This window comes from Paenibacillus stellifer, assembly GCF_000758685.1.
GTDB lineage: Bacteria > Bacillota > Bacilli > Paenibacillales > Paenibacillaceae > Paenibacillus_AQ > Paenibacillus_AQ stellifer.
Map to the genome: position 1 here is coordinate 1,389,692 of NZ_CP009286.1, position 21,936 is coordinate 1,411,627.

Consider the following 21,936-nt stretch of genomic DNA (forward strand, 5'->3'; position numbering starts at 1 on the left):
AACCCCAAGCTCACATGAAAATCCCGGGGGGATTCGCACTCCTTGCGAGACAAGAGTTTTTGGGTTATTTTGATTAAAAGAGTCCTTGGAACCAGACCGTTGAGAGACATTCGCACTAAAGCGTTTCCAATTGCTTGCCGGACAGGGAGAGAAATTAGACGCTGTCGCACCCCATGCGGGTGCGTGGATTGAAATCACAAAAATGGATTTATTTGTTAATTATTGGACGATCGCACCCCGTGCGGGTGCGTGGATTGAAATTAAGATGCGCGTCCAGGACTTCAAAATCTCGGAGTCGCACCCCATGTGGGTGCGTGGATTGAAATCTTTTCGATTCAACTCACGTCATGTATAGCACTTGTCGCACTCCATGCAGGTGCGTGGATCGAACTGGGGTGTGCGGATCAGAGTCCTCGAAGAAATCAAGTCGCACCCTATGTGGGTGCGTGGATTGAAATTCCAGAAGCAATCTAAAGTCGTTCACCCAGCTCAGGGTCGCTCCCCACACAACTGCTGCATACAAAAAAGAACCGGCGACTTCGCCGGTTCTTCACTCATTATCCTATATGTATCGTCCATTGCACTCCGGAGGCCGGTGTGCTATCATTGTAAGGCTATGGGCATATTTTTCACATCAAAACATAACTCATCCATCTTATCTACACTATAATCATATCACAGGGTGGAGCTGGTTGTCAAATGTGCCTTCCGCATTCCTAACAAACTTGAAGGGGAGCGTGGTCGGGAAGATGATTGAGAAGCAGGATTGGGTTCAGGAACGGAAGCGGCTGGAACAGGTTACGGAACAGCTCGAGGCGAGAATCGGCGAACTGGAGCCGGAGGTAAGCGGACTACGCGATCAGGCGATGGACTTCCGCAAACGGTTCTGGGAGGAAGTCACCGTCAATGCGAGCACGAATGAGGATTTTGAGGAAACCTTCTACAGCATCAGGCAGCAGGAAGCGCTGCTGTCGGAGCGGGAGCGCAGCCACCGCCAGCGGCAGCGGCAATGGAAGGATCTCAAGCGGCTGCTTCCTTCCCCGTATTTCGGACGGATAGATTTTCAGGAGGACGGACAGTCTGGCGACGAGCAGGTATACATTGGCGTTTCTTCTTTTGCCGCGCCGGACGGGATGAGCTTCCTGGTCTATGATTGGCGCACCCCCATTGCCAGCATGTATTACGATTACTCGCCGGGACCGGCTGACTACGATACGCCGGGCGGGATGATCGCGGGAACGATGAAGCTGAAACGGCAGTACCAGATCCGGAACGGGCAGATTCACAATGTGTTCGACACCAGCATCACCATCGGCGACGAGCTGCTCCAGCAGGTGCTGGGCAAGGAAGCGGACTCGCAGATGAGGAGCATCGTGGCGACGATTCAGCAGGAGCAGAACGCCATTATCCGCGACGACAGCAGCCGGATGCTGATTGTCCAAGGCGCTGCCGGCAGCGGCAAGACGTCTGCGGCGCTGCAGCGGGTCGCCTATCTGCTCTACAAGAACAGGGACCGGCTGCGGGCGGACCAGATCGTGCTGTTCTCGCCCAATCCGATGTTCAACAGCTATGTGTCCACTGTTCTCCCCGAGCTTGGCGAGGAGAACATGCAGCAGACGACCATTCAGGAATACCTGGAATACGGGCTGGGAAAAGATTGGCGTCCCGAAGACCCGTTCGACCAGATTGAATATGTGCTCACGCAGAAGTTGGAGCCGGGGTACGAGGCGCGGCTGAGCGGAATTCTCTATAAGGCGTCGGAGGCATACCGGCAAGCTCTGCAAGGCTATGCGCAGTGGCTGGGCGGAGAAGGGATCCGGTTCATCGGGATTACTTTTCGCGGGCGCGACCTGATCAGCTCAGAGGAAATGGTCTCGCAATTCTACAGCTATGGCGCTTCCATTCGGCTTCCGAATCGCATCGTTCTGCTTCAAGAGTGGCTGCTGCGGCGGCTGGAAGCGCTGGAGCGCAAAGAGCGCGGCGCGCTCTGGGTGCAGGAAGAGCTCGATTATCTCGACAAAGACGACTATGACGCCGCCTACAATGAATTGTCCAAAAAGTATCGGCGCGATCAGCCGGTCTTTGATTTTACCAAGCCTTACTTGGAAGCCCAGGGCGAATTGCAGGGTGATGGCCGGGGAGAGGAGAATGTCTTCGATTTCGCTGAACAGGAGGAGGAACTGCTGAGCCGGATGGTCGTGAAAGAGCAGTTCAAGCCGTTGAAGCGGCAGGTGAAGCGGCTCGGCTTCCTGGATTTGAAGGGGCTGTACGCCCAGCTATTCGGCGGGGAGCAGGACTATCTGGTGATGACGGGCGGCGCCGAGGCTCCCGAACATTGGCCGGACATTTGCTCTCAGACCCGGGAGAAGCTGAACCGTGGTGAGCTGTTCCATGAGGATGCGACGCCGTTTCTCTATCTGAAGGAGCTGGTCGAGGGCGTTCGGACGAATACGGAGGTGCGGCATGTGTTCATTGATGAGGGGCAGGATTATTCGCCGTTCCAATACATGTTTCTTCAAAAGCTCTTTCCCCGCGCCCGCATGACCGTTCTCGGAGATTTCGGCCAGGCGATATTCACCCATTCGACGAATCTGCATGAGACGGATTCACCGCTTATCGGGCTCTACGGGAAGGATGCGACGAGGCTGATCTCTCTGCTTCGGAGCTATCGCTCGACCCGTGAGATTGTGGAGTTCACGAGAGCGATGCTGCCGGATGGCGGGCGGATTGTGCCGTTCGACCGGAGCGGCCCGAAGCCGCTGCTTACGGTGACCGGCGATCCCGGGCAGCGGGCGGCGCGAATCGCCGCGGACCTTGCGGCGCTGGAAGCAGACGGCTTCGGCTCGATCGCCGTCATCGCGAAGACCGCAGCCGAGAGCCGGGAGGCGTATGTCGCTTTGACGGCTCTCGGCTGTGAATCGCTGCGGCTCGTGACGAAGGAGACGCCTGCTTTTGAGAAAGGAACGGTTGTGATTCCGGCTTATCTGGCGAAGGGGATCGAGTTCGATGCCGTGCTGATCTATGATGCTTCCGGCGGAGCGTACAGCCGGGAGAGCGAGCGGAAGCTGTTCTATACGGCCTGCACGCGCGCAATGCACCGGCTGCTGCTCTACACGGATAAGGAGTGGACACCATATATCCTGGAAATGGATGCGGAGTTGTACGAAATGGGATGATCCGCATCACGCCCATTCGTAGACAAATATCCGTACCAAGTGATGTGTGCCATCCGTTCGGGGCGGGCATTCCGCCTGCCCTGACAGCTCTGATCAAAGGGGCCATGAATGGACCAGGACCATGCCACGCTCATGCGTCAATGGAGGAACCATGCGGCCCTGACAGCATGGCTCAGATCAGGCGGGCGATGCCCCGGATGTCCTTCGCCGATTCGGCCAGCTGCTCCATGGAAGCGGCGATCTGCTCGGTCGCCGCAGCCTGCTGCTCGCTCTGCTCCAGGCAGGCGGCCAGCGTCTCGTCGAGCAGGGCGATATTGCCCTGGATCGTCTTCAGAATCTCCTCGATCTCCTTGGCGGAAGAGGCGCTGGAATCGGCCATTTTGCGCATTTCCGAGGCGACGACGCTGAAGCCGCGTCCATGCTCGCCGGCATGTGCAGCTTCAATCGACGCGTTGATGCTGAGCAGCCGGGAATTGTCGGCAACGCGCTTGATGAAGCCGAGCATCTCGTCGGTATGCTTCAAATGGACGACAATCTGCTCTCCCAGCTGCTTGAGATCCTGAATTTCGGTATTCAGCTGGGTTGCAGATGCGGCGATGTTGTCGGTTGCGGAGCGAACCTCCCCTGAGCCGACTGCCAGATTCTCGGCCGCCTGGGTAAGAATCAGCTGATTCTCCAGACTGATACCCAGCGTAATCGCCCCGATAATCCGATCCTGCTCATCCCTTAGGGGCAAGGTATTGGATTTGAATGGAATGCCGTATACCCGGGCATCGACATCGGCGCTGGCGAACTGTCCGCTGTTCATCGCCCGCCGAAGACCGCTGGTGTCCGGAACCGCATCTCCTTCCTGCAGGCGGATGTCCAAAGTGCGTCCCGATAAATAATGCAGGAACTTCTCTGTATCCGTCAGTGCGAACATCACATCCATTGGAAAAAGCTGCTGGATCAAAGGCAAAGACTGCTCCAGCGCCTCTTTCAACCCGGAAAGCTGCTGTGATGATTGTGTATCCAATGAGACCATCTCCCGACTTGTTATGTAGTGCAACAATCGCGGGTAATCCTTTGCGGTTGTCCTTTCTATTGTTTATCGGTTGGTCTATTCAATTCCAATAATGACCAGCCCCGGATGATCGACATAGCTTCTCATAAAAAATACCCGGATGCGCCGTTCCCGTAAGAACAGCGCACCGGGTATTTGTTTGGTGTCTGCAGCTATTGTTAAGAATCAGTTGCTATTCAGGAGTCCGCCAGCGTTTCAGGCTTGGGAACACCTGGCGCATGATGGCCCGCGCTCCTTCCCCGTCCATCCCGGGGTTGGCCGAGAGCATATGCGGAACGCATTCCTCGATCATCTGTTCCTGGGTGATGTCGGCTTTGAAGGCCCCATCCTCATAGCAATACTTGCAGTAATCCGGATTCTGGCTTCCGTCCGTGTTCGTCCCGTACAATTCGGAGGACTCCATCGGCATGGCACAGCTTTGACACAAAGCAGCTGTCATCTCGATTCTCCCTTTCGCTTCAAATGGTTAACTGCTTGTACAGCGTATCACACCTAACCTGACAACAGCGCTTCATGTTTTAATCCGGTTTGTAGGTCTGAACGATCCGCTCCGCCCTACGGGCGACCTCGTTCCGGACGGAGGGAGGCTCCAGCACTTCCACGGCGGGTCCGTAGGACAAAATATAATCATACAGCCATTGATCCTCCGGCCACCCCACTGCAACCAGGAAGGAACCGTCTTCGGTCCGAACGAAGTCCTTATCCCCGAACTCGTCATAGATGCGGAAGGCGGCATGAGGCGAAAATTTGAGTCTGACCATCGCCGGGACGCCGTAGTCTTCGCGGGAAGGCTCAATCTCGGGCGGATGATAAGCGCCGGCGTCGAAGGTGTCGTCCAGCAGCGCGGGAAGGGACATGCGGCTTATCTTGAAGATCCGGTAATCGCTACGGGACAGGCAGTAGGCAAGCAAATACCACGAGTGCGATTTGAATACAAGCTTCAGCGGGTACACGCGCCGTTCGCGGGCTTCGCCGCTAGAATTGAAGTAGGTGAAGGCGAGTGCGCGTCTTTGGATGACGCCGTTCTTCAGCGTCTCGAACTTCTCCCGGTCTGCCTTCGAATTGCCCCAGCGCGATAAATCCACCTCGATCCACTCCGTATCCCTCTTCTCAAAAAGACTGCGCAGCTTGCCGAGCGTATGCTGCGGATCGACATGCCGCGTGGCGGACAGACTCTGCAGGCCGAACAGAATGTCGTTCTGCTCCTCTTCGGAGATGACGGCTTTATTCAGAACAAACGTATCCAGAATGAAAATGCCTCCACCCTTTCCCTGGGCGGTATATACAGGAATGCCCGCCGCCGCCAGCGTATCGATATCGCGCAGAATGGTGCGGACGGATACCTCGAAATGCTCGGCCAGCGCTTTGGCCGTCGTATTTTTGTGCTCCAGCAGGAGATACACAATTTCAAACAATCTGCCGATTTGCATGCAACCACCTCATGCTCCCAGTATAGCCTATGCCGGGACAACAAGCTGTAGCGTTTGCTCCCGCGCATAGCCTAGACTCACGCCTGGGCCCGAGCGCGTTAGCGGCTGCACTGGTTTAAAGATGCAAGCCCTCAGCGCGCATATAGTGCCGTGAGTAATCCTGGGGGTAATCCCAAAGATTAATCCCGGAGAGTCCGCAGCCAACTGCCCTAGTACACAGCGAGGGCAAGCTAATCACGAAGCATAAAAATATCGCATTCCCCGCGATTCAAGAGAGGGAATGCGATATTTGGGACTCGGATTCTTTTAAATCAGACTGTGCTGAACTGTAGTTTATACGAGATTGATATTCAAAAAGTTAGGGATGATAATCAGCTTTCCTTTTCCTCTGTGATTATCGTCTACCGGAACGAAGATGCCTACAGTCTGGATATTGGCCAGTTCCACTGCAAAATCGGTGTGCGGCGCAACATCAAACGTAAGGGTCGGCGCGTTGTATCGGGTAATCACCAGCTGCAGCAGCGCTTTGCCTTCGTTCTTGAGCAGTACCAATGCGTTAATACCAGGAGGTATTTCCTCGATAAAGTAACCTTGTCCTACTCCAGCATCTTGCTCTACACGCAGTTCTACATGTTTCATCTTCTTGTCTCCCTTCCAACTTTCTGATACATCATATGCATTTCTATGAAGTTGTTTCTAGTTGTTCAACTATTATTGGTATACAGATTCAAGCAAAGATTAATCGAACCCAATAGTATAAAAGAAATAAGGTTACAATGGTCGTTAGAGGAATCACGATCAGGGTGACACGCAAATAATCTTTCCATTTAATCGGAATATGCTGTTGTCTAAGGATGTGCATCCACAGAAGAGAGGCGAGAGTTCCGATTGGAAGCAGCAGGGAGCCGATATCGCTTCCGATAATATTGGACAGATAGATGATCTTCAGTGTGACAGGATCGAGATTCAATTCGGTCAAGGTGATCGTTCCGATCATCAGCGCGGGATGATTGTTGAACACATTGGACAGAATGGAGACGAGTCCGCCCATGATCAAGCTTGCCTGCAGCAATCCCTGTGCTACGATGGGGGCGCACGCTTTTACCAGTACAGAAGTTAGTCCGGCGTTATGCAGGCCATAAATAATAACGTACATGGAGAAGGCGAAGATCAGAATATGCCACGGAATTTTCTTCACAATATCGGAGGGACTTGTCCCCAGACGGTACCACCTCCACAGCAGCAGAACGATCGAACCCAATACGGCAACCCATTCAACCGGAATGGCCAAGAAGGAGGCGACAAAGAGAAGACAGCGCAGTATAAAAACAAAGCCTAAAATTTTCAGCATAAAAAAGGTTCGCTTCTTCTTGGTTTTATCCGGATGAAGGTCGGCAGTGAAAAAGGTCTCTTCCAGATCGTATTCTGCGGACGGCAGTGTTTGGGGCAGCTTGTTCTTCATAACAAGAAACATGAGGGACGACATAAACAGCAGTCCTGCGGTCGCAGGAACAAACATCATGGCTGTGTGCATATACAGGCTCATATGGACAATTTTCAGGGCGATCAAGTTAACGATATTGCTAACCCCGATAGGAGCGCTGGAAGCAGTTGCAATCAACGCACCGCTTAATAGATAGGGGATCATTTGATGCGGTTTCAAGCGTAGATTTTTCAGCAGCAGGATGAGTATCGGGGTTGTAATAAGAATACTTCCGTCATTGTTGAATAATAGGGTCATGCAAAAACAGAGAATTTGAATATACCAATATAATCGATAGCCGGATCCCTTGGACAAAAGAGTCAGCCTTACAGCCGCCCAATTGAAAAAACCGAAGCTTTCCAGAATGACCGCCATGACGATCGTCGCCATTATGGTAATGGACGCCCCTCCGATCTTCTGGATGATGTTCGCAACGTCATGGCGGGATACGATTCCGGTTAGTAGAATAATTCCGGCCCCGACGGATGCCGGCCAGACTTCGCTGATTCCTCCGGGTCTCCAGAAAATAACCAGCATAGCCATAATAAATACAAAACCGGTGATTACGATGTCCAATGTCATAGTTCCCCCTCCTTCATGACGGGTTAAATAAGGGCAGTGCTAGATTTCCTTTCGCTATATTTATATTCATCTGAAAATACTAGGAACTGGCCCTTTGTCCATATCTTTGAATATGTACTCTCAACTCTAGCAATCCCGAATTTCGAGAGAGAGCGGCCAATGTTATCCGGTCTTTTGAAGCAGTTCACCAAATGGATACACTTTTGAAGGGTTCTGAAGATTTTTGATTGTTTTTGAATAATAGTGATTGTTTTTTACCGGATTTATGATACGATATGACTAGGCAGGAGGAATGAAAGTGCTTACGGAAGAACGTTACGCATTGATATTACAGCGCTTACAAGAAAATGGGGTCGTCAAGCTTCATGAGCTAACCACTCTGCTGGATGCTTCGGAATCTACGGTACGACGGGATTTAATCGATTTGGAGTCACGAGATTTGCTCAAACGGGTACATGGGGGCGCCTCCATTCTATCTCACCGGAGCCTGGAGCCCGGCATGGAGGAGAAAACCTCCAAAAACGTTCAACAAAAACAGTCGATTGCCCGTTTAGCCGCCGCTCAGCTGCAGGATGGTGAATGTATTTATTTAGATGCGGGAACAACAACGTTAGCAATGATTTCCCAAATTACTTCGAAGGACATCACGGTTGTCACTAACGGTCTGTCGCATGTGGAAGAGCTGGTCAGCAAGCGCATTCGCAGCTACCTGCTCGGCGGAATGATGAAGAGCCATACAAAAGCGGTCATTGGCAGTATTGCTCTGCAAAATATGGAGAACTTTCGCTTCGACAAATGTTTTCTGGGTACAAATGGCGTAGATGCGGAATTCGGGTTCACGACTCCCGATCCGGAGGAGGCTCTTATCAAGCGGCGGGCCCACCAGCTGTCCAGTACCACTTACGTGCTGGCGGACTCCAGCAAATTCGGCGAGGTCGCTTTCGCCAAGCTGTTTGATCTGCACGAGGCTGCGGTCATTACGGAATCCGTTCCGGAACGTCTGCGCCAGTCCTTTGCCGGAAAAACCAAAATAATTGAGGGATGAAATATGATCTATACGGTGACGCTTAACCCTTCCATCGATTACATCGTGGAGGTAGAAGATTTGAAGCTGGGCGATCTGAACCGGATGAAGCGGGATTTGAAGCTTCCGGGAGGCAAGGGGATCAATGTATCCCGCGTGCTGAATCAGCTTGAGGTTGGCAATACGGCTCTCGGCTTTCTCGGAGGATTTACCGGAAGGTTCATCGACGACAAGCTGCGGGAGGACGGAATCGGGCGCGATTTCGTATTCGTCAAGGATGACACCCGCATCAACATCAAGCTGAAAGCGGGAGAAGAGACGGAAATCAACGGGCTTGGCCCGGTGATCGAAAGTCAGGAAGCCGCGAAGCTTCTGGATAAATTGTCGCATCTGCAGCCTGATGACATTGTCATTCTGTCGGGCAGCGCACCGCCTTCGCTTGGCGGAGACTTCTATCAGAAGCTGGTTCAGGCGTGCCGGCAGTCCGGGGCCGAATTCGTCATAGACACGACGGGCAAGGCACTCAAGGAAGCGCTTGTTCACAAGCCGCTGCTCGTCAAGCCGAATCATCATGAGCTGGCAGAGCTTTATGGCGTTACGATTAACTCCATAGAGGAGATTGTCTTATATGGCCGCAAGCTGCTTGCGGAAGGCGCCCGGCATGTGCTGATTTCCATGGCAGGCGAAGGCGCATTGCTCATTACGGAGAATGAGGTGTACCGCGCCACCGTACCGTCCGGAACGGTGCGAAATTCGGTAGGCGCGGGCGACTCCATGATCGCCGGATTTGTCGGGACGCTGGTTCTGACCGGCGATCTCATCGAAGCTTTCCGCACCGGGGTCGCTTCGGGCAGCGCCACCGCATTCTCCGACGATTTGGCCGTGAAGGAGGAGATAGAGCGGCTGCGCCCCCAGGTCGACATTACCCCGCTGTAATGCTATAGAGGCCGGAATCGTCATCATGAAATTGAACCTCATGAAATTGAACCTCATGAAATTGAACTCGTGAACTTGAAATTTAGCTATTTAAAGGAGTTGACAGATATGAGAATTACAGACTTGATGATTAAACAGACCATGATCATGGATCTCCAGGCAACGACGAAGGAAGCCGCTATCGACGAGCTTATCGCCAGCCTGGATCAGAACGGACGCATCAATGACCGGGTGCTGTTCAAGGAAATGATTCTGAAGCGCGAGGCAGAGTCCAGCACGGGTATCGGCGGCGGAATCGCCATGCCCCATGCCAAGACAAAGGCCGTGAACGAAGCGACGGTTGTCTTCGCCAAGAGTGCAGCTGGCGTTGATTTCGAGACGCTGGACGGCGAACCGGCTTACCTGTTCTTCATGATTGCGGCTCCGGAAGGAGCCGGCAACACGCATCTTCGCACGCTCGCCGCATTGTCCCGCATGCTGATCGATCCCGACTTTATCGAGCAGCTGAAGAATACCCGCACGCCCGATGAGGTGGCGGCTCTGTTCGATGCGAAGCAGGCGGCGGACGAAGCGGCCAAGGCAGCCGAAGAAGCGGCTCTGGCGGCCAAAGCCTCGAAACAAGCGGCAGCCCAGCCTGCAGACGGCGGAATGATCGTCGGGGCACCTGATAAAATGGAAGCGCTTGTAGTGGCGGTTACGGCCTGTCCGACCGGCATTGCGCACACCTACATGGCGGAAGATGCGCTGAAGAAGAAAGCCAAGGAGCTTGGCATCAACATCCGCGTTGAGACGAATGGCTCCGAAGGCGCCAAGAACACGCTAACCGCGGATGAAATCAGCCGTGCCAGCGGGGTTATCGTCGCCGCCGACAAGCAGGTCGAGATGGGCCGCTTCGATGGCAAGCCGGTCCTGCAGAGACCGGTCAGCGACGGCATCCGCAAGCCGGAAGAGCTGATCCGCAAGGCTGCGGCCGGCGACGCGCCGATCTACCGCAGCAAGGGCGGGGCATCCTCCGCAGGCGGATCGGCCGCGGAGGGCAAGCCGAGCATTGGCAGCAAGATTTACAAGGATCTGATGAACGGCATTTCCCACATGCTCCCGTTCGTTGTCGGCGGCGGTATTCTGATCGCCATCTCATTCCTGTTCGAGCAGGTCGGCGGCGCGGAGAATCCGATCTACAAGCTGCTTATGGCAATCGGCGGAGGTGACGGCGCGTTCCATTTCCTGATTCCGATTCTCGCCGGCTTCATCGCGATGAGCATTGGCGACCGTCCGGCGCTGATGCCCGGTATCGTCGGCGGTTATATGGCGGCATCGTCCAACGCCGGCTTCCTGGGCGGTCTAGCCGCCGGTTTTCTCGCCGGATATATTGTCATCGGCCTGCGCAAGCTGTTCGCCGGCCTGCCTAAATCGCTGGACGGCCTGAAGCCGATCCTGCTGTACCCGGTATTTGGCCTTCTGGTTACGGGCACGATTATGTATTTCATCTTCGACCCGTTCTTCAGCTGGATTAACACTGGACTCACCGATGGTCTGAAGAACATTGGAACAGGCAATGCCGTACTGCTCGGCATTATTCTCGGCGGCATGATGGCGATCGACATGGGCGGTCCGTTTAACAAAGCGGCTTACACCTTTGCCATCGGCATCTTCACTTCGACAGGCGACGGCGTATGGATGGCGGCCGTTATGGCCGGGGGCATGGTTCCTCCGCTGGCGATCGCCCTGGCAACAACCTTCTTCAAGCAAAAATTCACGGAAGAAGAACGGAAGTCCGGCTTGACGAACTATGTGCTCGGGCTGAGCTTCATCACCGAAGGCGCAATTCCGTTCGCGGCAGCCGACCCGCTTCGCGTGCTGACTTCCTGCATTATCGGCTCCGCAGTGGCCGGCGGTCTGACCCAGCTATGGCATATCAACATTCCTGCACCGCACGGCGGCATCTTCGTAGCCGCTCTCGCCAACCACGCGCTGCTGTTCATGCTGTCGGTCATCATCGGCTCCGTCATCTCGGCGCTCATCCTCGGCGTCTGGAAGAAGTCGTTGGCTGATAAGCGTGTAGCAGTGAAAGCCTAAGCTGTTAAGTGAAATAAAAGGCATTGACAGGATAGAGATTGTTCTCTATAATCCGTAATAACCATTAAATCCCATTGTAATAATATGAATTGGCATAAGGCTGACCGGTACTCCGGAAGCTGGGCCTCCGATGGTTCGGAGCGCTTGGCTTCCGGTTTTTTGGATTTTGTTCCGGAAATGATTGTGATATTAATCACAATATTGACCTATGCCTGGCATTACCACGTCAACCAGTTAACTGGAGGCTTGTTCCGATTTGGCAGAATCGGAGTGGGCCTCTTTTTAAATCATCGGAAAAGTTAAGCCTGTGCGCTTGCCTTGACTGATGCTGATGAATTTACCTGAACCTGGAGGGAACTACTGATGTCAAAAATTGCAAGCAAGCTGACCGATCTGATCGGCAACACTCCTCTTCTGGAATTGAACGGGTACAGCGAAGAGAAGGGGCTTGGCGCGTCGGTGATCGCGAAGCTCGAATACTTCAACCCGGCAGGGAGTGTCAAAGACCGCATTGGATACGCGATGATCAAGGATGCGGAGGAACAGGGCCTGATCGGACCGGATACCGTCCTGATTGAGCCGACAAGCGGCAATACGGGCATCGCCCTGGCCTTCGTCGCGGCTGCCCGCGGATACCGGCTTATCCTGACGATGCCGGATACGATGAGTGAAGAGCGCCGCAATCTGCTGAAGGCGCTGGGAGCGGAGCTTGTGCTTACCCCCGGCGCGGAAGGAATCGGGGGCTCGGTCCGCAAGGCGGAAGCGCTGGCGGCCATAACTCCAAATTCCTTCGTTCTTCAGCAGTTCAACAATCCGGCCAATCCCAAGATCCACCGCTCGACGACGGCGGAGGAAATCTGGAAAGACACGGATGGCAAGGTGGATATCTTCGTCGGCGGAGTAGGCACCGGCGGCACGATCACCGGAGTGGGCGAAGTGCTGAAGGAGCGGAACTCGGACGTCAAGATCGTAGCTGTGGAGCCATTCAATTCTCCGGTGCTCTCGGGCGGCAATCCCGGTCCGCATCAGATTCAGGGACTGGGCGCAGGCTTCGTGCCGCAGATTCTGAACCGGGACATCATCGATGAAGTATTCAAGGTGCGGAACGAGGAGGCGCTGGAGACGGCCAGAGACCTGGCCCGGACCGAGGGGCTGCTCGTTGGCATTTCCTCAGGCGCGGCTGTCTTCGCGGCCGCCCAATTGGCCAAACGCAAGGAGAACCGGGGCAAGAATATTGTAGTGCTTCTGCCGGATACGGGCGAACGCTATTTATCGACCGTACTGTTCCGGGAGCCTGCCCAGACAGGAGGCGTGTCATGAGCAAGGTCATCGAAAGACCGCGTTATGTATGCGCGCTGGGAGGCGCGATCGGCACGATTCAATCGCTGCCAAGAGCGATTCCGATTCTTCATTCCTCATCGGGCTGCGGCGGGAACCTGGCGGGAGCGCTGAGCGGCGCTTCGGGCTACAACGGAGGCAACTATTGCGGCGGACAGGCGCTGCCGAGCTCCAACGTATCCGAACGCGACATCGTGTTCGGCGGCGAAGGCCGGCTTGACGAGCAGATCGGCAACACACTGAAGGTGATGGACGGGGATCTGTATTTTGTTGTCACGGGCTGCATGGTTGAGATGATCGGCGATGATGTCCGGGCGGTAGTCAAGCGCTACAAGAACGGCGACCTGCCGGTGCTGGCAGCGGAGACGGTCAGCTTCAAAGGCAACTCGTATTATGGCTATGAGCTGGTGCTGGAGACGCTGTTTCGGGATTTTGTAGAGAAGTCCCCGGTCAAGGATACGGCGACGGTTAATCTCTGGGGGGTAGTCCCCATGCAGGATGTGTTCTGGAAGGGCAATCTCGGTGTGCTGAAGGGACTGCTCAAGAAGCTCGGCTTCGAGACGAACACCTTCTTCGGTCAGGGAGAGACGCTCGACAACCTGAAGAAAGCCGGCAGAGCGGTTCTGAACATCGTCGTCTCGGACGCATATGGAATCGAAGCGGCCAAGGTATTCGAAGAAGAACATGGGGTTCCTTACATTACCGTTCCGCTTCCGATTGGCGATCACGGAACTTCCCGGTTCCTGCGGACGGTGGGAAGCGCGCTCAGCGTCGATGAAGCCAAGATCGAAACGCTGATCCATGAAGAGAGAAAGGCTTATTACCCTTATCTCGAACGGCTCGCGGACGTCTACAACGACCTCGACTTCCAGCGTTATGCGACCGTAGTCGGCGATCCCAATTATACGCAGGCGCTGACCCGGTTTCTGGCCGACGATCTCGGCTGGCTCCCGGAGCTGGTCGTCATCACCGACATACTGGCGGATGAACAGAAAGAACGGGTGCTGTCGACTTTCAGCGGTTATGAATCCGGACTTCGGCCGGAAATTGTATTTGACGAAGACGCGTCCAGCGTAGTAGGCCACATCAACCGTCATTGGCCGCAGACTAACGGGCAGAAATACTACAAGGGCTTCTCCCCGGGAGTTATCGTCGGCAGCGTAATGGAGCGCGACACGGCCGAGCAATTCAAAGTGCCGCTGCTGCCGGTGACTTACCCGATCTCCAATCGGGTTGTGCTGAACCGCGCTTATGCCGGCTATTCAGGCGGCTTGACACTCGCAGAGGACGTCTTAAGCCTGTTGGTCGCTCATCGCTAATTTTTCTCGAAATCGAAATTTTTTAAATACCGGTACTAGCACTTATTAACTTCGCACTTCAATTTAATCATCTATTTCTCGGTAAACGCCTTGGCGCTTATCGTTGATCCACTTCATAAGGAGGGTGTTATCGATGGATTATATCAAACAGAAGGTGCCGCCGGTTCGCGAGGACCGTCTAATGGCATGCCAGGCTTATGGCGGAACTTGCGGCGAGCTGTCGGAGGATTCCAAGAAGGGCTGCCTGTACGCAAGCAAACGCTCCTTCTCCCAAACCCAGGGCTGCCAGTTGAACTTAAGCCTCGGGATGATCAGCTCGCTCCGTGACGCCGTCATGGTCATTCACAGCCCGATCGGCTGCGGCGGGAATCTGATCCAGAACGCCGGAATCAACAAAGTGTTCCAGAAGCTCCGTCAGGAATCGGCGATTGGGCTTCGCTGGATCAACACTAACCTGAGCGAAGTTGATGTCATCAGCGGCGGTGAAGCCAAGCTGAGACAGGCCGTGCTTAAGGCTGAGCGTGAATTCCGGCCGAGCGCGATTCTGGTGTTCAACAGCTGCGTGCCTGCCTTGATCGGCGACGACATTGATGGTATTCTGGACGATCTGCAGAAGCAGGTCACAGCCAAAATCGTTCCGATTCACTGCGAAGGCTTCAAGACCAAAATCCAGGCGACCGCCTACGACTCCGTCTATCACGGCCTGATCCGGAATCTGGTCGGCGAAGACAAGAGTCTGCAGCCCGCCATCGTGCGCACGCCGGAGGAAGAAGCCGAGCATCAGGCGAAAATAAGCCGGACCGTCAATCTGCTGAACGTCGGTTCCATGAGCCGGATTGATGAGGAAGAACTGGTCCGTCTGCTGAAGGCGCTCGATCTGAATGTAAGAATTCTGCCTTCCTATTCGCATCCGGATGATTTTGTCTATGCGCATGAAGCGGCGCTCAATGTCAGCATTTGCGCTACGCATGATGATTATTTCGTCGAGCATTTCAAGGAAATGTACGGCATCCCTTACGTGCTTCGTACCATCCCGATCGGCATCGCGAACACGAACAAGTGGCTCCGCGATATCGCTTCATTCTTCGGCATCGAAGAACAGACCGAGAAGCTGATCGCAGCCGAAACGGCGGAGCTTGCGAAGGCGCTTGAGCCGTACCGGGAAGAGTTCAAGGGCAAGACGGCGTTCCTCACCGGCGGCGAAGTCCGCATTCTGACCACGGCCGAGCTGCTGCATAATCTCGGATTCGAAATTCTGGGCCTGCGGGGCTACCATTTCGACAAGTACGGCGAGGTGCTGCTGGACGAATACATGCAGGATGTCCCGGATTCGGAGAAAGCGATCTTCAATATCGGTTCCGGCCAGGTGTTCGAGCAGGCGAATCTTCTTCGCAAAATCACTCCGGACCTCTTCGTCGGCCATATTGGCGTGAACGGCTCCGCGGCGAAGCAGGGGTATGCCATCTTCCCGCTGTTCGGCCAGAGTGATGACTATCTGGGTTACAAAGGCGTGTTCGAGGTGGCAGCCCGGGTTAGCCGGATTCTGAAGAATGCGGCGTTCAACCGGAATCTGGGCGGCAACACGAAGCTGCCTTACCGGGAGAGCTGGTATGAGCAGGACCCGTTCACTTACATCGACGACTCGGCGAAGCTGGCGGCCCGGATCGGTTAATCTTTCGGAAACAATAGAAAGGAGAATGTAAATGTCCGCGAATGAAGCGAAAATTACGGTGAGCGGGGTAACCCGCCGGTATTCGATCCGTCAGACGAAGGATGGCGGGAAGCAGCTGTTTACCGCTCTGAGTGATGTGGATTTAAAGGTAGTGCCGGGAGAGTTCCTGACGATTGTAGGACCAAGCGGCTGCGGTAAATCGACGCTGCTCGATCTCATTGCCGGACTTGCCCATCCGACCGAAGGCGAATTGTTCATCGATGGCAAAAAAATCACGGGTCCCGCGCTCGACAGAGGGATTGTGATGCAGGGCTACGCCCTTTTTCCGTGGAGAACGGTTCGCCGCAATATCGAGTTCGGGCTTGAAATCAAGAAGGTGCCCAAGAAGGACCGCAAACCGATCGTCGACCGGTTTCTGGATCTGGTGAACCTGAGCGATTACGGCGACCGCTATCCCTACGAGCTGTCGGGCGGGATGAAGCAGCGGGTCGCAATTGCCAGAGCTCTGGCTTATGATCCCGAGGTGCTGCTCATGGATGAGCCTTTTGCTGCGGTCGACGCCCAGACCCGGGAGACGCTGCAGGATGAGCTGCTGCGGATATGGGAGCAGACCGGGAAGACGATTATCTTCGTCACTCACAGCATCGACGAGGCCGTCGCCCTTGCCGACCGCGTGGTGGTTATGTCGCCGAATCCCGGCAGGGTACGCGAGATCGTTCCGGTATCGCTGCCCCGGCCCCGCCGCGTAGGCGATGTGCAGTCAACTCCCGACTTCGGCTGGATCAGACACCGGGTCTGGGAGCTGCTGCAGAATGAGGAATCGGCAGCGAAGCCGGATGTCAAGCCCGCCAAGGCGGCGCAGTTCGAACTGGCGGAGCAGATTTCTTCGTCGGCGGCGCTGTAGCAGATGAGCACAAAACCGGGCCGATGAATCCGGAAGCCTGGAGCGGCGCATAACCGGACCGAAATCCGGAAGATCGGGTTAGGGGCGGATGCGACTTATTATTTTTGTCTCGATGAGTCAAGACTACTGCGCATAACAGCGAGATAAATGCTGTATGTATCAGGAGAGAATAGGTTGGCGCTAACATGAATTGCAAATAAGAAGGAGTGCGGATTATGTCAAAAAAACCAAAGCAAATCGCCATTTACGGAAAAGGAGGAATCGGCAAATCGACGACCACCTCGAATATCAGCGCGGCGCTGTCCGTGGCCGGTTACAAGGTGATGCAGTTCGGCTGCGACCCTAAAAGCGACTCCACCAATACCCTGCGCGGAGGCGAGTATATTCCTACCGTACTCGATACGCTACGGGATAAGCAGATTGTTAAAGCCCATGAGGTCATATTCCAGGGATTCAACGGCATCTACTGCGTGGAAGCGGGGGGCCCCGCTCCAGGCGTCGGCTGCGCGGGCAGAGGGATTATTACCTCCGTTTCGCTTCTGAAGCAGCAGAAAGTGTTCGAAGAGCTGGATCTCGACTATGTGATCTATGATGTTCTGGGCGACGTGGTCTGCGGCGGCTTTGCCGTTCCGGTCAGAGAAGGAATCGCAGAGCATGTCTTCACGGTTACTTCGGCGGACTTCATGGCGATCTATGCGGCCAACAATCTGTTCAAAGGCATTCACAAATACTCCACCGAAGGAGGAGCGCTGCTCGGCGGAGTTATCGCGAACTCGATCAACGCGCCATATGCCCGCGAGATCGTCGACGATTTCGTGGCCCGTACCCAGACCAAGGTTATGGAATATGTACCGCGTTCGGTGTCGGTAACCCAGGCGGAGCTTCAGGGCAAGACGACGATCGAGGCGGACCCGGATTCCGAGCAGGCCAAAATCTACAAGTCGCTTGCCCAAAAAATCGCCGACCATACGGAATCGAAGGTTCCGGCTCCTCTGGAGACAGGCGAGCTGCGAAAGTGGGCGTCCGAGTGGGGCAAGCAGCTGGTGGAATTGGAAGCGCGCCAGAACGCAACCGCAGCCGCCGGCTTGTAGGGCGGCGGAAGGCAAATGCGGAGAGGAAGCGGGCTGGTTATGCCGAGGGCGGTGGCAGTCGGCAGTGTGATGGATCTGATCGGCAATACGCCGGCTGTGAAGCTTGGCCGGCTGGTTCCGGCCAATGCGGCGGACGTGTTCGTGAAGCTGGAGTCGTTCAATCCTTCGGGCAGCGTCAAGGACAGGGCGGCGCACCATATGATTTGCGAAGCGGAGCTTGCGGGCAAGCTGCGGCCCGGAGGTACCATCATCGAGCCGACCAGCGGCAACACGGGAATCGGAATCGCCATGAACGCCGCTGCGCGGGGGTACTCGGCTATCATCGTAATGACGGACAATATGAGTCTGGAACGAATCCGGCTTCTGAAAGCCTATGGCGCGGAGGTCGTGCTGACCCCGGCTGCCGATGGCATGAAGGGAGCGATCGCCAGGGCACGCAAGCTTCATGAGGAAATACCGGGGAGCTTCATGCCGCTGCAATTCGAGAACGGCGCCAACCCGGCCATCCATCGGTTGACGACGGCTGTCGAGATCGCCGGGCAGATGGAAGGGAGACTGGATGCGTTTGTCGCGGCTGCCGGTACGGGAGGGACGATAACGGGAACAGGTGAGACGCTTCGCTCCCTGATTCCGGGCGTTTCCATATATGCCGTCGAGCCAAAGGCGTCGCCTGTTCTCTCGGGCGGGAAGCCGGGGACGACGAAGCTGGTTGGGACCGGCCCCGGGTTTATTCCCAAGGTGCTGAATACAGGCGTATACGACGATATTGTACAAGTTGAGGATGAAGACGCACTTTCGGTCATGCGGAAGCTTGCATGCCGGGAGGGGCTGCTGGTAGGACCATCCTCCGGAGCAGCAGTGTGGGCTGCGCTCCGGATCGCCGTGCAGCTCGGACCTGGCAGAAGGGTACTCTGTATCGCCCCCGATACCGGCGAGCGATACTTGAGCCTGGGATATTTCAATGTGTAAATCAGCAATCGGTGCCATGCTGCCGCGTATCGGCTGATGTATTGCGCTTGGTGATCTCATGCAGGAAAGGAAGTGAAGCAAATGCCGAATGCGGGAGAACCAGCCGGGATACTGGCATCCCGGGGCGGCGCCGTTCACTGTAACGTCCCGGGAAGGGGGCGCGCTGCGATCATCCGCTTGCGGAGGGCTGCAGAGAAATCCGTGGTCATGCTGGCAGTCGTCCTGCTGTGGGAAGCATTGCCGCGTCTCGGTCTGGTCGATCCCTTTCTGCTTCCGCCATTCAGCGAAGCGGTCGCAAGCCTGTTTCATTTGTTCCTGACCGGCGAGATGTTCCGGCATATCGCCAAGAGTCTGGAACGCTCCGGTCTCGCCTTTGCCGCCGCTGCCGTCTTCTCGATTCCGGTCGGCGCGTTCATGGGCTGGAACAAGCGGATTGAGCGAATCATCGATCCGCTTATTCAAGCCTGCCGCAATACCTCGACTCTTGCACTGTATCCGGTATTCATTCTGTTCTTCGGTCTGGGCGAAGCCTCCAAGGTTGCGATTATTATTTGGGGAACTATATGGCCGATTCTGCTGAATACGATTTCAGGCGTCAAGGAATGTGATCCGCTGCTGATCAAGGCGGCAAGATCCATGGGAGTGCCGGGCTCCAGTCTATTCAGGCGGGTTATTATTCCGATGGCACTGCCTTCGATCCTCACGGGTCTGAGACTGGGCGCTGCCAACGCGATCCTGATGCTGGTGGCCGCCGAGATGCTCGGCGCGGACCGGGGGCTGGGCTTCATGATTTTCTATTACCAGGAAAGATACGCCATCCCCGAAATGTTCGGCGGCATTATCTTTATTTCGGTATTGGGCGTTCTGATCAACTATGGACTGGTGAAACTGGAGAAATCACTAACCCGTTGGAAGGAGGGAGCGGTCAAAGGGTGAACCTGGCTTTTTCCGCAACGCCGCAGGTATTTATGAGTAATCCCAACCATTTTGCTGACGAAAAGAGGGATGAAACCACCATGCACCGCCAAAGAAGGAACGGCATTTCTGCCATCGCATCGCTTATTATTCTTCTTCTAACAACGACAATTATTCTATCTAGTTGCGGCAAGGATTCGGAATCCGCCACAGCGGTTGGAGCGGAAGCCTCGAAGGAGCCGGATGTGATCCGGCTGCCAACACCGACCAATCTCACCGGAATATCCATCTATTATGTGGCTGAAGAGCTCGGATATGTGAAGGAGGCGGGACTTAAGTTTGATTACGTGGGCGCCGTAGAAGCTGGCCAACTGGTGGCATCCGTCGTCGCGGGCAAAATCGATGTAGGGGGCGGTCATATCAACCGGACGATTGCCGGAATTAGCGCCGGAGCGAAGATCAAGGCGGTTGTCGCCCAGACGGAAACGACCGAGGAAGTGCCACATATGAGCTTCGTCACGACCAAAGACAGCCCGATCAAGAGTGCGGCGGATATTGTGGGCAAGAAGGTCGGGATTCCCGCTTTCGGCGGCTGCAACGAATATACGCCTTACGCCTATCTGCTGAAGAACGGCATTCAGGAACCCAAGGGGAAATTCGAGATCGTCACCGCGCCCGAGATCAAGCTGGAACAGGCCCTGCTGCAGGGGGATGTCGATATTATCGGACTGCATGAGAATCCGTCCACCATTATCAAGCGCGGGAATCTCCGGGTCGTCCTCACGGACTATGATATTTGGGGCGACGAGGGCGGCGCCACTCCCCTGTATTTCTCCACGAAGTTCATTAAGGAGAAGCCGGATGTGGTCCGGCGGTTCGTGGAAGTAATCAGCAAGACCAATGATTATGTCGACGCCAATCCGGACAAAGCGATCGAGATCACGGCCAAGCGCGGCGATATCGAACCGGGTAAGATCAGAGCCAATCATTTCGCTCCCCACGGAGAAATCAAGAAGGAGACGGTCCAGACCTGGATCGATCTGCTGTCCCACTTCAAGGAGATCAAGCCCGGGATTAAGCCGGAAGATATCTACACGAACGAGTTCAACGACACGCTCAAGTGATGCCTTCAGCTTGCCGGCTTCCGGCTTCGCTGTTGATGGAAAGAGGTGGTCGAGGTGATTAAGCGAGCGGCGCGGATCGTATCCGTCTGCGAAAGATGGGTCGCGGTCGCGGCGGTATGCCTGCTCTGGGAACTGGTCTCGCGCAGCGGTCTCGTGAAGGATTTTATTCTGCCTCCGTTCAGCCGGGTGGCCTACAAGCTGTTCGATCTGCTCATCACGGGACAGATCTGGCCGGACATCGGCGCCAGTCTCGAACGGGCCGCTCTCGGGTTCGCGGTATCTGTTCTGGTCGCCCTTCCGCTCGGCTTCCTGATCGCCTGGTCGGATGTGATTGAACGGGTGCTGGACCCCGCCATGCAGTTCATGCGGAATACGCCGACTTTGGCGCTGTATCCGGTCTTCATCCTTGTCTTCGGGCTGGGTGAGCTGTCGAAGGTGGCGATCATATTCTGGGGCGCAGTGTGGCCTGTTCTGATGAACACAGTTGAGGGGGTGAGCCGGACCGATCCGCTCCTGGTCAAGTCCGGCAGGTCCATGGGGGCTTCACCGCTCACGCTGCTGTTTCGAATCATCCTTCCGTCGGCTCTCCCGTCGATCTTCACAGGCATCCGGCTCAGCGCTTCCCGTTCGATCATCATTCTGGTGGCGGCTGAAATGCTTGGCGCCGATAAAGGGCTGGGCTTCCTGATCTTCACCTCCGAGCAGAACTACAAGGTAGAGCAAATGTACGCCGGGCTGATTGTTCTGATACTGCTGGGCGTGCTGATCAACATGCTCCTTGTCCGCTGGGAGAAAAGAGCGACGCATTGGAAGCAGGAGATTTCAGGGGAATGA

The 21,936-nt window shown here is 55.2% G+C and carries 18 protein-coding genes; 13 read left to right on the top strand and 5 right to left on the bottom strand.

The annotated features are described in order from the left end of the window. Positions 1-749: 749 nt before the first annotated feature. On the top strand, positions 750-3,176 hold the full coding sequence (gene helD / locus PSTEL_RS06285; protein ID WP_038694256.1) for an RNA polymerase recycling motor HelD: 2,427 nt from the start codon (positions 750-752) through the stop codon (positions 3,174-3,176). Positions 3,177-3,348: 172 nt separating this feature from the next. Here helD and PSTEL_RS06290 read toward each other — a convergent pair whose 3' ends face one another. From PSTEL_RS06290 to PSTEL_RS06310, 5 genes are all read right to left on the bottom strand, one after another. Next, positions 3,349-4,191, bottom strand: coding sequence for a methyl-accepting chemotaxis protein (locus PSTEL_RS06290; protein ID WP_052098230.1), 843 nt, complete (start codon positions 4,189-4,191; stop codon positions 3,349-3,351). Between the two features lie 220 nt (positions 4,192-4,411). Then, complete coding sequence (locus tag PSTEL_RS06295; RefSeq protein WP_038694259.1) at positions 4,412-4,678, bottom strand: zinc ribbon domain-containing protein; 267 nt, start codon at positions 4,676-4,678, stop codon at positions 4,412-4,414. 79 nt (positions 4,679-4,757) lie between these two features. After that, positions 4,758-5,669, bottom strand: coding sequence for a helix-turn-helix transcriptional regulator (locus PSTEL_RS06300; protein WP_038694262.1), 912 nt, complete (start codon positions 5,667-5,669; stop codon positions 4,758-4,760). A 333-nt stretch (positions 5,670-6,002) separates the two neighbouring features. Next, complete coding sequence (locus PSTEL_RS06305) at positions 6,003-6,308, bottom strand: hypothetical protein (RefSeq protein ID WP_052098231.1); 306 nt, start codon at positions 6,306-6,308, stop codon at positions 6,003-6,005. Between the two features lie 88 nt (positions 6,309-6,396). Then, entirely contained in the window at positions 6,397-7,734 is a 1,338-nt protein-coding gene (locus PSTEL_RS06310) for an arsenic transporter (protein WP_038694264.1), read from the bottom strand. A gap of 298 nt (positions 7,735-8,032) precedes the next feature. Here PSTEL_RS06310 and PSTEL_RS06315 point away from each other — a divergent pair, with 298 nt between their 5' ends. The 12 genes from PSTEL_RS06315 (at position 8,033) to PSTEL_RS06370 (ending at position 21,936) form a co-directional block, all read left to right on the top strand. Beyond that, complete coding sequence (locus tag PSTEL_RS06315) at positions 8,033-8,779, top strand: DeoR/GlpR family DNA-binding transcription regulator (RefSeq protein WP_038700254.1); 747 nt, start codon at positions 8,033-8,035, stop codon at positions 8,777-8,779. A 3-nt stretch (positions 8,780-8,782) separates the two neighbouring features. Further along, positions 8,783-9,694 carry a 1-phosphofructokinase gene (gene pfkB, locus PSTEL_RS06320; protein WP_038694265.1) on the top strand — a complete coding sequence of 304 codons (912 nt, stop codon included), beginning with the start codon at positions 8,783-8,785 and terminating at the stop codon, positions 9,692-9,694. Positions 9,695-9,802: 108 nt separating this feature from the next. Further along, entirely contained in the window at positions 9,803-11,770 is a 1,968-nt protein-coding gene (locus tag PSTEL_RS06325; RefSeq protein WP_038694267.1) for a PTS fructose transporter subunit IIABC, read from the top strand. A gap of 363 nt (positions 11,771-12,133) precedes the next feature. After that, the gene (gene cysK / locus PSTEL_RS06330) at positions 12,134-13,090 is read left to right on the top strand and encodes a cysteine synthase A (RefSeq protein WP_038694269.1); all 957 of its coding nucleotides are present in this window, start codon (positions 12,134-12,136) and stop codon (positions 13,088-13,090) included. After that, positions 13,087-14,427 carry a nitrogenase component 1 gene (locus PSTEL_RS06335; RefSeq protein WP_038694271.1) on the top strand — a complete coding sequence of 447 codons (1,341 nt, stop codon included), beginning with the start codon at positions 13,087-13,089 and terminating at the stop codon, positions 14,425-14,427. The genes cysK (PSTEL_RS06330) and PSTEL_RS06335 overlap by 4 nt, the downstream gene beginning before the upstream one ends. A 133-nt stretch (positions 14,428-14,560) precedes the next feature. Further along, entirely contained in the window at positions 14,561-16,099 is a 1,539-nt protein-coding gene (locus PSTEL_RS06340) for a nitrogenase component 1 (protein ID WP_038694273.1), read from the top strand. A 31-nt stretch (positions 16,100-16,130) separates the two neighbouring features. Next, entirely contained in the window at positions 16,131-17,003 is an 873-nt protein-coding gene (locus PSTEL_RS06345; protein WP_038694275.1) for an ABC transporter ATP-binding protein, read from the top strand. 215 nt (positions 17,004-17,218) lie between these two features. After that, a complete protein-coding gene (nifH, locus tag PSTEL_RS06350; protein WP_038694277.1) occupies positions 17,219-18,094 on the top strand; it encodes a nitrogenase iron protein in 876 nt (291 codons plus the stop codon). A 39-nt stretch (positions 18,095-18,133) separates the two neighbouring features. Then, complete coding sequence (gene cysK / locus PSTEL_RS06355; protein ID WP_038694278.1) at positions 18,134-19,063, top strand: cysteine synthase A; 930 nt, start codon at positions 18,134-18,136, stop codon at positions 19,061-19,063. Between the two features lie 81 nt (positions 19,064-19,144). Then, a complete protein-coding gene (locus PSTEL_RS06360; protein WP_084064778.1) occupies positions 19,145-19,999 on the top strand; it encodes an ABC transporter permease in 855 nt (284 codons plus the stop codon). An 80-nt stretch (positions 20,000-20,079) separates the two neighbouring features. Further along, positions 20,080-21,102 carry an ABC transporter substrate-binding protein gene (locus PSTEL_RS06365; protein ID WP_169744543.1) on the top strand — a complete coding sequence of 341 codons (1,023 nt, stop codon included), beginning with the start codon at positions 20,080-20,082 and terminating at the stop codon, positions 21,100-21,102. Positions 21,103-21,156: 54 nt separating this feature from the next. Further along, positions 21,157-21,936, top strand: a complete 780-nt coding sequence (locus tag PSTEL_RS06370; RefSeq protein WP_038694282.1) for an ABC transporter permease — start codon at positions 21,157-21,159, stop codon at positions 21,934-21,936.

Bases quoted from the DNA above. Each gene is read 5' to 3' on its own strand.
- PSTEL_RS06365 (WP_169744543.1), top strand. From the start codon at position 20,080: ATGCACCGCCAAAGAAGGAACGGCATTTCTGCCATCGCATCGCTTATT.
- nifH (WP_038694277.1), top strand. From the start codon at position 17,219: ATGTCAAAAAAACCAAAGCAAATCGCCATTTACGGAAAAGGAGGAATC.
- PSTEL_RS06325 (WP_038694267.1), top strand. From the start codon at position 9,803: ATGAGAATTACAGACTTGATGATTAAACAGACCATGATCATGGATCTC.
- PSTEL_RS06335 (WP_038694271.1), top strand. From the start codon at position 13,087: ATGAGCAAGGTCATCGAAAGACCGCGTTATGTATGCGCGCTGGGAGGC.
- cysK (WP_038694269.1), top strand. From the start codon at position 12,134: ATGTCAAAAATTGCAAGCAAGCTGACCGATCTGATCGGCAACACTCCT.
- cysK (WP_038694278.1), top strand. From the start codon at position 18,134: ATGCCGAGGGCGGTGGCAGTCGGCAGTGTGATGGATCTGATCGGCAAT.
- helD (WP_038694256.1), top strand. From the start codon at position 750: ATGATTGAGAAGCAGGATTGGGTTCAGGAACGGAAGCGGCTGGAACAG.
- PSTEL_RS06360 (WP_084064778.1), top strand. From the start codon at position 19,145: ATGCCGAATGCGGGAGAACCAGCCGGGATACTGGCATCCCGGGGCGGC.
- PSTEL_RS06305 (WP_052098231.1), bottom strand. From the start codon at position 6,308: ATGAAACATGTAGAACTGCGTGTAGAGCAAGATGCTGGAGTAGGACAA.
- PSTEL_RS06295 (WP_038694259.1), bottom strand. From the start codon at position 4,678: ATGACAGCTGCTTTGTGTCAAAGCTGTGCCATGCCGATGGAGTCCTCC.
- PSTEL_RS06345 (WP_038694275.1), top strand. From the start codon at position 16,131: ATGTCCGCGAATGAAGCGAAAATTACGGTGAGCGGGGTAACCCGCCGG.
- PSTEL_RS06300 (WP_038694262.1), bottom strand. From the start codon at position 5,669: ATGCAAATCGGCAGATTGTTTGAAATTGTGTATCTCCTGCTGGAGCAC.
- PSTEL_RS06310 (WP_038694264.1), bottom strand. From the start codon at position 7,734: ATGACATTGGACATCGTAATCACCGGTTTTGTATTTATTATGGCTATG.
- PSTEL_RS06340 (WP_038694273.1), top strand. From the start codon at position 14,561: ATGGATTATATCAAACAGAAGGTGCCGCCGGTTCGCGAGGACCGTCTA.
- pfkB (WP_038694265.1), top strand. From the start codon at position 8,783: ATGATCTATACGGTGACGCTTAACCCTTCCATCGATTACATCGTGGAG.